This window comes from Natrinema versiforme JCM 10478 (genome assembly GCF_000337195.1).
In the GTDB taxonomy this organism is placed as follows: domain Archaea; phylum Halobacteriota; class Halobacteria; order Halobacteriales; family Natrialbaceae; genus Natrinema; species Natrinema versiforme.
Genome location: NZ_AOID01000064.1, coordinates 141,413 through 151,038 on the forward strand (window position 1 = coordinate 141,413; position 9,626 = coordinate 151,038).

The 9,626-nt window shown below is 51.8% G+C and carries 6 protein-coding genes and 2 pseudogenes; 5 read left to right on the forward strand and 3 right to left on the reverse strand.

Annotation, left to right across the window (positions count from 1 at the left end):
- Positions 1-494: 494 nt before the first annotated feature.
- Positions 495-733 (reverse strand): annotated as a pseudogene (locus C489_RS20325) (hypothetical protein); the annotation flags it as partial.
- Positions 734-745: 12 nt separating this feature from the next.
- Positions 746-1,942, reverse strand: coding sequence for an MFS transporter (locus C489_RS20330; RefSeq protein WP_049891176.1), 1,197 nt, complete (start codon positions 1,940-1,942; stop codon positions 746-748).
- A gap of 946 nt (positions 1,943-2,888) precedes the next feature.
- Between C489_RS20330 and cofH the strand changes: the two genes are divergently transcribed.
- The 3 genes and pseudogenes from cofH to C489_RS21250 all read left to right on the forward strand — a co-directional run bounded on the left by cofH (position 2,889) and on the right by C489_RS21250 (position 6,686).
- On the forward strand, positions 2,889-4,295 hold the full coding sequence (gene cofH / locus C489_RS20335; RefSeq protein WP_239642105.1) for a 7,8-didemethyl-8-hydroxy-5-deazariboflavin synthase subunit CofH: 1,407 nt from the start codon (positions 2,889-2,891) through the stop codon (positions 4,293-4,295).
- 151 nt (positions 4,296-4,446) lie between these two features.
- Positions 4,447-5,180: pseudogene (locus tag C489_RS20340) on the forward strand (IS6 family transposase).
- Positions 5,181-5,600: 420 nt separating this feature from the next.
- Positions 5,601-6,686, forward strand: coding sequence for a PAS domain-containing sensor histidine kinase (locus C489_RS21250; protein ID WP_083902873.1), 1,086 nt, complete (start codon positions 5,601-5,603; stop codon positions 6,684-6,686).
- Positions 6,687-6,855: 169 nt separating this feature from the next.
- On the opposite strand, the gene C489_RS21255 is transcribed toward C489_RS21250, so the two are convergent.
- Positions 6,856-7,491: an IS6 family transposase gene (locus C489_RS21255; RefSeq protein ID WP_006433286.1), complete on the reverse strand. Its 636-nt coding sequence runs from the start codon at positions 7,489-7,491 to the stop codon at positions 6,856-6,858.
- Positions 7,492-7,630: 139 nt separating this feature from the next.
- On the opposite strand from C489_RS21255, the gene C489_RS20345 reads away from it, so the two are divergent.
- Together C489_RS20345 and C489_RS20350 are read left to right on the forward strand one after the other, a co-directional pair.
- The gene (locus C489_RS20345) at positions 7,631-8,677 is read left to right on the forward strand and encodes an ATP-binding protein (protein WP_083902874.1); all 1,047 of its coding nucleotides are present in this window, start codon (positions 7,631-7,633) and stop codon (positions 8,675-8,677) included.
- A 335-nt stretch (positions 8,678-9,012) separates the two neighbouring features.
- Entirely contained in the window at positions 9,013-9,501 is a 489-nt protein-coding gene (locus tag C489_RS20350) for an Lrp/AsnC family transcriptional regulator (protein ID WP_006433288.1), read from the forward strand.
- Positions 9,502-9,626 lie beyond the last annotated feature (125 nt).

Here is a 9,626-nt window from a genome sequence, read left to right on the forward strand (position 1 = left end):
CAGAGATTCCGAGGCTGTCCGTGACTGAGTCGGACGCGCTCGCGTTACCATCGGTCTGACGTTCAGAACAGATTTGAAAAAGAGGTTTTCACCCCTCGTTGTGAAACGTCCATTCACGGTAGCCGGGGGTGATGCCGTTCGTTGCTCCATTTGCACACCGAGGGTAATACGCTGGTTGTGCTTGTAAGCGGAGGAGGGGTGACCGCCTCCCAACCACATTTCTGATGAAATATTATAAAGAGCAAGGAGAATATCCGCGCCTTTAGGCGCAGGATGAATCCGACACCCCACTCCCAGTTGGGACTCGGGGATGTCTCGTTCTCCGAGGCCGGCCCGGACCATCTCCGGCGGCACGAACACTTTCCATGGCGTGAGGAGGTACTGAAGCGGATACGGGACGGAATCGGTGGCGTAGGCCGCGTCGGAACGGGGGACGGCAAGGGTGACAAGTGCGCTAGTATCGACCACGACCGTTCGGAGCTGCGGGCAGCCGCTCATCGATCGTCGTCTGCGGTGTCGACCAGCGTCGCATCCCCGTGGTAGATATCGACGTCGTCGGGAGCGGAGATATCAGTGGTTCATCCTCGAGGTCCGCCTTGAGCAGGCGGAGTCGTTGCGCGGCCTCAGCGCCGATCAGCTGCTTGACGGTGATAAACTCGAGTTGGTCGTCGTAGTACTTCGTCGCGACGAGTTCCTGAAACGTCTCGCTGTCGGCGGTCTCTTCGATGTACTCCGACCTGGCCAATCAATAATCGATCGAAGCGAACACAGTGAGGGCGACGATAGCAGCCAGACCGGCGATGCCGAGGAATGCCTCGTCGAAGTATTCTTGCTCGGCGATCGCCCCGAAGAGGACCGGACTCAACGCGCCGAGCGCGAGATAGACTGTCCGAAGCGCACCTAAATTCGTTCCCTGTGTTCCCTCCGGAAGTCGCCGAGTGAGATCTGATATCACGATTGTTTCGAATCCCAGAAGACTACTCGCTAGCACGGTCACGGGGACGAACAGCCACACTGCTTCGACGAACGGAAGCGCGGCAAGAGCCAGACTTGCCACACTCATGAGTGCTAACAGCGGAATTCGAACGCCGATACTATCGTAGGCCCGACCCGCAACGGGCTTCATCAAGATACCGAGCGCGAAAAAGAAGCCGAACAGAGCGGTTGCGATCCGTGCTGAGATCCCCTTCTCGTCGATCAAATACGTCGGATAGAAGCCCATGAATGCCTGAATGATTACGGCCCAGAGTACGAGTAAGATGGTTCCTCGCAGCACAATCGGTTGAGACAACGTTGAGAGAATATCTCCCAGCGCGATAGACTCGCGGAGTGATGTCGCTGTTGACATCCGTTTTGGAAGCGTCGCCCAGAGACCAACTGCAGCGAGAAGGAAAAGCGGAACGGCGAGCCCGAATCCGTACTGCCAGGCCATTGCGGTCGCAATGAACCCGGCAGCGGGTGGCATCACTGCGTTCCCGATATCGCCAGCAGCCATTGTCGCACCCGTCGCTGTGCCGAGTTGCTCGGAATAGATTTTTCCTAAAATAGTGAACCTTGAGACGCCGTACAGTGCTGTCCCCGCGCCGAACAATGCTGTCGCTGAAAATAGAATGACCGCCGAATCCGCGACGATAACAAGCGCGAGCATCGCCGCAGCAAGGAGCGAACTGGTGATCAATAGTGGGCGCTCTCCTACCCAGTCAGCGAGGATTCCACCAGGAAGTTGGCCAGACGCATACGCGATCCAGAGGACCGTCAAAAGTAACCCAGATGTCGTCAGTGTAAGATTGTACGTGCCGCGAATATGTGGTAACACCGCCGGATAGATCATCCGAACGCTGATCGATAGGAACCAGCCGAAGGCAACGGCGAGTAGAATTTTCCCGCGTCCACCACTCCAGAGTTCCCCACCCGCGCGTTTCACTGCCGGAATGTAGCGCACAATGGTGGGTTTTCGGTCGCAGTATTCAGTCTTGTTATTTATACGGCAAATCGCTCGGGGGTCAAGTGGTTCGAGACGCCTTCGGTATCTCGTTATCACGGAAGATCCAAGATTTTCCGAACGTCCCGAGGCTTCCACGTGGGCTCCCGTTCTATGACTCAGTAGAGGCGGAGTCGTACTCCCCCACTCATGTTCAACGATCCCGCGATTCAAGCGCACATCTACGGGCGTGCCTCCGTCGCCTGCGCTTTGCCTGCGACGGAGATACTGCAAACCGATGTTCTTCGAGGCGTTGTAGTCGGCGTGGTTTTTGTGATCACACATTGACACTCGAACGTCTTTCCAGACCGAGCATCTCGTGGGTAAACCCACATCCCCGGAGCAGTGCTATGGTGAAGTCAATTGACTCTGTGCCACGGTTGGCGAACTCTCACAGATCGTGTTTGCTGACCAGTGTCTCGAAGAGTCACTTCGAACCGATGTGATACGGGTCCTCCATGAACTCCAATCGCGGCTGCTGTTCGCCCGGCGAATCCCTCTGGAACCAGACTCAACTATTCAGCCATGGGGCGATGATGAGATTGTGACGTACGATTGGAAAAGCTATGTGGACTGAAGTTGAGACTGGTTTTCTCAATACATATGGTCTTGTCATATCTGAATGGAGTTGTTCTCAGAGGGGCTATCGTATCTAACAACTGTTCAGCAGATGTGTGGCGACGGGTTAAGGAAGAGAGCTCAATTGTGGCATATTATTCGACCACGACAAAAGGTGAAGAATCGACCCCGGAATTCGACGATATTCATTTATTGGGAGAGGTAGATTGATGGATGAATTGGTCTCCAGAGAGTTGGTAAGTATATGTGTTACCAACGTATTCTGACTGGCATTTTAGTAATTTCCTCAGCACCAATCTTTTTCGCACTTTCGAATCAATTCAGATGTGTGTCCTGGATTGACAAAGAAGCAGCGGCCTTAGCAAATTCAGAACTTGACTTTGAGTATCAACCGGAGACTAACCAGTCCTTTGAGAATGCACTCACAAAGGCTCGCGATGGAAAGCGGCTCACCGTGGCAGATGCCGTCGAGTTACTTACTACTGGGTCAGATTCTGAAGGGCTTGATTCAGACCGAAAAGAAGCTGTCCTCGAAGCAGCAGACCGACGCCGTGACGAGATGGTCGGCAATGAGGTGACGTTTATTGCCAACCTCAACAACAACGTTACAACGGCCTGCAATACAGGCTGTCTGTTCTGCAATTTCAAGGATACCGCACATCAGTTCGAGAAAGACTCTGAACAGGAACATCCCGGATTCACCAAGACACCCTCAGAGTCACGGAAGATAGTCCGTGATGGAGTTGAACGCGGTATATACGAAGTCACATCCGTCTCAGGCCTTCATCCGGCACTTGCGTTGAACGAGGAACACAGAAAGCTTCTGGATCCTGATGATCCACAACTCAACTACAAACCTCCAGCAGTCTACGATACCGATCCCTCTACCTATAAAGAACAGATCCGCGCAATGAGTGTTGACGGCGTGCACGTTCATTCGATGACGCCCGAAGAGGTGCATCACGCTCAGCGAGGTGCTGAGTGGGACTACAAACACGTATACCGTGAACTCGAACAAGTTGGTCTTGATACCGTACCAGGGACAGCGGCTGAAATTCTCGTCGATGAAGTGCGTGAGATCATCTGTCCGGGGAAAATCGATACTGAGCAGTGGATGGACTCGATGCGTGCTGCAGCCAGTGTAGGACTTCCGATGACAGCCACGATCATGTACGGGCACGTCGAAAACGAGATGCACCGTGCGATGCATCTCAAACGCGTTCGGGATCTACAAGATGAAACAGACAATATTACTGAGTTCATCCCACTCTCATTCATCCACCAACAGACGCCTCTCCATGAACACGGAGTTGTTTCGAGCGGTGCGAGTAAAGCTGAAGATGAGTTGATGATCGCGGTATCACGGCTCTTCCTTGATAATATCGATCACATCCAGTCCTCATGGGTAAAGTACGGCGACGAACATGGCCTCAAACTCTTGAATTGCGGCGCTGATGACTTTATGGGGACTGTTCTATCAGAAGAAATTACCAAGCGTGCAGGCGGCGACCATGGTGAGTTCCGCTCGTTTGTCGACTATGCCGAGATGATTTCGGCAATCGGCCGCGTTCCAGTCGAACGGTCAACAGACTACACCAAGCGACGGCGAATCGACCCGGATGAGTCTCCGCTTGGGCCGAAACTTGGCCCGAAAGCGGATGGAACTCCACTCCTTACAGAGAATAATACGGATAACGGCCCGTCAAGTGGGCCTACAGTTGCGGACGACGATTAAGTTAAGCACGCTTCCAGAGGTCACGCCCACCCTGATCGGACCTGAGCAGCCCGGGAGAGAAGTTTAAGGATGGTTATATTATTCCAATGTGGGCACTGTCTAGTTGAGTCAGTTTGAGAAGTGAGCAGGCCGTTGAGTTTCTTGTCCAAAGATGCTCGCAGACCTGCTCAGTGAGAGCTATGCGGCGGATTTAGAAGAATCTTGGGAGAACGAGCGGACGGCGACGCCCGTCAGGGCGTTCGCCGTCCGCCTCCACGAAACGGGTTGTTCTCTTCGGGAGACAACAACGATTTTAGCTGAATTAGGCGTTGAACGCTCGCATGGAGCGGTCTGGAATTGGGTACATCGGCTGGCTGACAGCGGGTGCGACCCGCCGACGTCCACGAGAGGAAAACTCTCGTGCGGCCCATCAGAACGCTTCGCGTTCTGAGGACGGCGAAGCCGTCAAGGGTCGCGGTTGACGAGACCGCTGTCAAAATTAATGGCGAGTGGTCTTGGTTGTACGCTGCAATAGACATCGAGACAAAGTTGATTCTCGACATCGCGCTGTTTGGTCGGCACGGCACCGATCCAGCGGCTGCGTTTCTGCATCAACTCAAGGAGAAACACGATCTTTCGGAGGCAATGTCTCTCGTCGATCAATTCGGCTATCGGACTGCCCTCTCTCGATTAGGACTGAGCGGTCAGGTCAACTATACCGAGCGAAACCTTATCGAAAAGTGGTTTCACACCCTCAAAATGCGGATCGACCGCTTCCATAACTCGTGGGTGGGCAGTCGGTCGAGCGTCCGCGAGTGGCTTGAACAGTTTATGCACTACTATAACCATCAGAGACCGCACCAAGCTCTCGATGGAAAGACGCCGATTGAGAAGGTTCAGAACTAGACAGTGCCCCTGGAGCCATGCAAGCGTTTATACGATAGAAGACCTAAGATTAGGTTGACCAATGAGTCTTGATGAGGCGGTTGACGAAGCGCTCGCGGCGTACAATATGTCGCGCAGCCAAGAGGCCGAAGAAACGGGCCGAACAGTCGCCACACTCCAAGACTAACGANTGACGAAGCGCTCGCGGCGTACAATATGTCGCGCAGCCAAGAGGCCGAAGAAACGGGCCGAACAGTCGCCACACTCCAAGACTAACGATTAACCACATACATTTTAGATATATAATGATGTGATCAAAGATATACTGTTAAGTAGAAATCTATATAGAAGTTCGATGTTTAGGATCTACTCTTACTACCCTATCGTCGTTAACCACTGACCGAAATATATATAGATGCGATAACTAAATGTGAATGTCATATGGGGGATAAATCTTCGGACAAGAAAACTCTTCACCCGCAGAAACCATATTTCCAGACTATTTTTGACGATCCCAATGCTTTAATGGCGGTCCTTGCGCCAGACGGGACGATACAACGCGTGAACCGGCCAGCTGTTGATCTTGTAAGCCCGACTGAAACGGATCTTATCGGAATACCATGGTGGGAGGGGCCATGGTGGAAACATTCGCAGGTCGTACAAGACGATATCCGGCGACGGGTTGAAGAGGCAGCGACTGGCAAATATGTTGAATTCAGAAGCAAGTACTATGCAAAATACGATAAACAGCGACTGACAAGAGGAATACTCCGTCCCGTCATGAATGACGGTCAGATCGTATCAATTATTGCGTCTGGACGTGATATAACCGATCACGTTCACCAACAACAGCGCTTAGACGTTCTCCAGCGAATACTCCGTCACAACTTCCGAAATAGTCTTAATATCATCCATGGGTATTCTGAAGAGATAATAGATGCCTTCTCTCAGTCAGACGATGTTCAGAAACAAGAGGAGGTGAAGAGAATGGCAGAAATGATTGCTGACCAAACGATGTCTCTCACTCAATCTGCGGAGAAAATTCAGCGACTTGAGCAACACGCAACGAAAGGATTAGAGCAGATTTCTATTGAGACACTATTCATACAGGTAACAGAGGATATTCAGGGAGACTATCCCAACTGTATCATCAATAACACAATCCACCAAACTGGTATTGAGGTTCCAACCGAGTTTACAACGGCAGTCGTTGAAGCCATCACTAACGCCATTCAGTACCATCCGGAGTCAGCCCCGACGATCGAATTAAGAGCAGATGTCGTTACTAAAACACACCCTCCACACGTCGAGCTATGTATCGCTGATGATGGACCAGGAATCCCGATGTCAGAGGTTGAACCTGTCCTCAGCGGTAAGGAGACTCCGCTCTCTCATACAAGTGGGATCGGCTTATGGTTGATCAAATGGATTACCGAACAACACGGAGGAGATTTGGAAATCACATCGAATGAATCACAGGGAAATCAAATTACAATTATGTACCCGGTCCCATCTCTATCTCAGTAGGACCTTATTCACGAGTCACCTGTGCAGAAACTGCTAGGATGAGTATGCGAAATGGTCCCCTAGTTGAGCCATTTTTCTCGGGGAGACTGTCAATGGGCACCTCAATAACTGTCTCGCTTGTACTCATTCTCGAGACTGAAATCTCTCAAGGCAATCGAAAAGATCGTGTTTAGTTTGTAGCATTCTGCCAGACGGCGAAAGCTTGGAGCCACGATTCTGCGGTTGATGGTTTGACGTGGCTAAAACAGTTTGAAAACGATGAAGTACGTCGTTTTATCTCTCGAAAGATACGTTCAACAGCATTTCGATTTCCATGTTTTTCGTATCGAAATCGGAGCCCATGTCGGCGGAGTGCTGTCTGGAGATGCTGTGCTCCGTCAACGAGAAACACAGCGTCTTCGACATCATGTTTCTCGGTTAATTCTCGCAGAAAGCGTTCAGTCAATGCGGTTGTAGTCGTTGAAAACAGCCGTATATGGAGAATCTTGTTCGTTTCAGGATCGACTGCAGCGTACAGCCAATACTGGTGATCATCGATCCGAATCACGGTTTCGTCGAGCGCAATGTGATCCGGAGTCGTGTCAGTTGCTGGCTGTAGATCGGCTTTCTGTACCCAATCGTGAACAGCCTTCCGCGATCGTTCGACACCGAGCCTCTCGAGTTCTCGAACGGTATTCGAAAGCGATAATCCAGCAAGGTGGAGTCGAATACCGAGCCCCATCAGCCGACGCGGTGTCCGTTCTCGCTCCACAAAACTCAAATCGATCCAGTCGCTACAACCGTTGAGGCGGTCGATTTTTGCCATAGACCAGCATAAAATCGTACCGCCTCACTTTTCACGCTTAACTAAACACGGCCTAGTAGACATCCAAAAGCGTAAACACCCTCGTTAAGTACCCTATTTCATCGACTACCCTCGCCTCGGAGCATTATCTCCGTTTCTCATCCTTGGCTTCGGGGCAGTGCTGTTTCTGATTGCTGTCGTTCATCATGCGACCGAATTCTACGCCCTCAATGAGCTGGTCGGCCCATTAGTCGCGGTTCTCTTAGACGGCCTACCAGCACTCGGACTGGTGTACGCCGGCTACTGGCTTGCCGGAACTGATCTGCCCCCCGAGGGTCGCTGGCGGGTCTTCATCTGGTGTCTTGTCGGTGCCTCGCTGTTCGTAGCCGTCATGGGCCTTTCTCTCCTTGTGCGAGCCTTTGAGGGACGCGTCATCGGTGAGGCCCTGTTTCCCCTCTTGATTGCGGCTGAGGCGGGAGGCATCGCGGGTGTGATTGCGGGCTATTACACTGGTCGTGCGCGAGTGGAAACCCGCCGAGCACAGACAATGAGCAATACACTCGGGTTCGTGAACAGTCTCATTCGCCATGATCTCCGCAACGATCTGAGCGTGATCCAAGGTCACGCTGACCTGATCGAGACTAGTACTGGTTCGGGAGACACCGAGACGGAATTTGATAGCCCATCGATCATTGCTGAGAAGACTGATGAGGCGCTTACTCGTATCGACACAACTGGTACGGTCGCAAACACCCTGACCGGTGATGCTGATATTGAGCGGGTCGATCTCGTGGCCATCACAGCCGAGATGGCTACGCGAATCAAGAACACCTATGATCTTCCCGTGACGATTGACACTCCTGACCGAGCCCCTGTGACTGCCAATGCAGGACTACGATCAGTCGTCGATAACTTGCTTGAGAACGCAGTCGAACACAACGATACCGACGATCCGCGGATTCATGTTGCGGTAGAAATGAACACGGAGACAGTCCGGTTGATAGTCGCTGATAACGGGCCAGGAATTCCGGATGAGCAAAAAGAGCAGATCCTTGACTCTCAGAGTGGAAAAGAAAGCAGTGGCGGTCTCTCGCTCGTCCAGATACTGGTTGAAGAGTACGGCGGGAAGGTGTTGATTGAAAACAACGACCCCCGCGGGTCAATTTTCACCGTGGAACTCTCTCGATCGGATACTGAACAGCAGTGATGACACTCCCCCGACCGACACTCACCTGAAATACTATATCTTGCACGGGACTCCTGATGAATCTCTGATAGGCAGTACACCTCATCGGTCACTGCCTCACCTGCATGTCGCACCTGCGATTACGTCTATGCGGCTCGAAAATGGAGCGACGGGACAATTCAACCGATTGGGAGGCCTGGCTGTCAATGTGGATCAACACAGTTTCAGATAGTCAAAAATGCGGATATTCCACCCATCTCAGAAAAGAAAATCAAATGATCGCTATTGTACCACCACCTGTACTGGACAAATCAAGGGAACCTACTTTATTGGCGACTCCATTACGATCCTTGACCATGGCCTCAGAGGAACTTGACTCGGTTAACAAAGGTATCCTGTATCTCTTGCAGGAAGATGCCAGGAAGAACACGACGACCGCCATCGGGGAACAGGTCGGCGTCTCGTCCAGCACGGTCGCCAATCGTATCACCAAGCTCGAAGAGGACGGCATTATCACGGGATATCACCCAACGATTGACTACGAGCAAACGGGGATGGGCCATCACTTACTCATCATGGCGACGATTCCAATTGGTGACCAAGAGGGGATTGTTGACGACCTCGTAAGCGTCCCTGGTGTGGTGAGCGTCAGTGAGTTACTAACGAATAACGCAAACCTCTCGATTGAGTTAGTCGGGCAGAACAAGCAAGAAATTGAGAAGAGTATCGGTGAGATGAGCGAGTTGGGCATCGATATCGAGCGCATAGATCTGTTGAAGCGGATTCGAGCGTCCCCCTACAATCACTTCGGAAAGGAATTTACGAACGAGGACGACACTGGATGATTTCCTGCCCCTATTTAAGACGCTATGGATATTATAAAATACCCAACATGTTTATCCGACGTGGGGGCATAGTCGTTTTTGATGAGTCAGATTCAGACCGTCGAGACAGATAGTCGGAGCGTAAG

Excerpts from the sequence above, each read along its gene's own strand:
- C489_RS21250 (WP_083902873.1), top strand. The coding sequence starts at position 5,601 with ATGGGGGATAAATCTTCGGACAAGAAAACTCTTCACCCGCAGAAACCA.
- C489_RS21255 (WP_006433286.1), bottom strand. The coding sequence starts at position 7,491 with ATGGCAAAAATCGACCGCCTCAACGGTTGTAGCGACTGGATCGATTTG.
- C489_RS20350 (WP_006433288.1), top strand. The coding sequence starts at position 9,013 with ATGGCCTCAGAGGAACTTGACTCGGTTAACAAAGGTATCCTGTATCTC.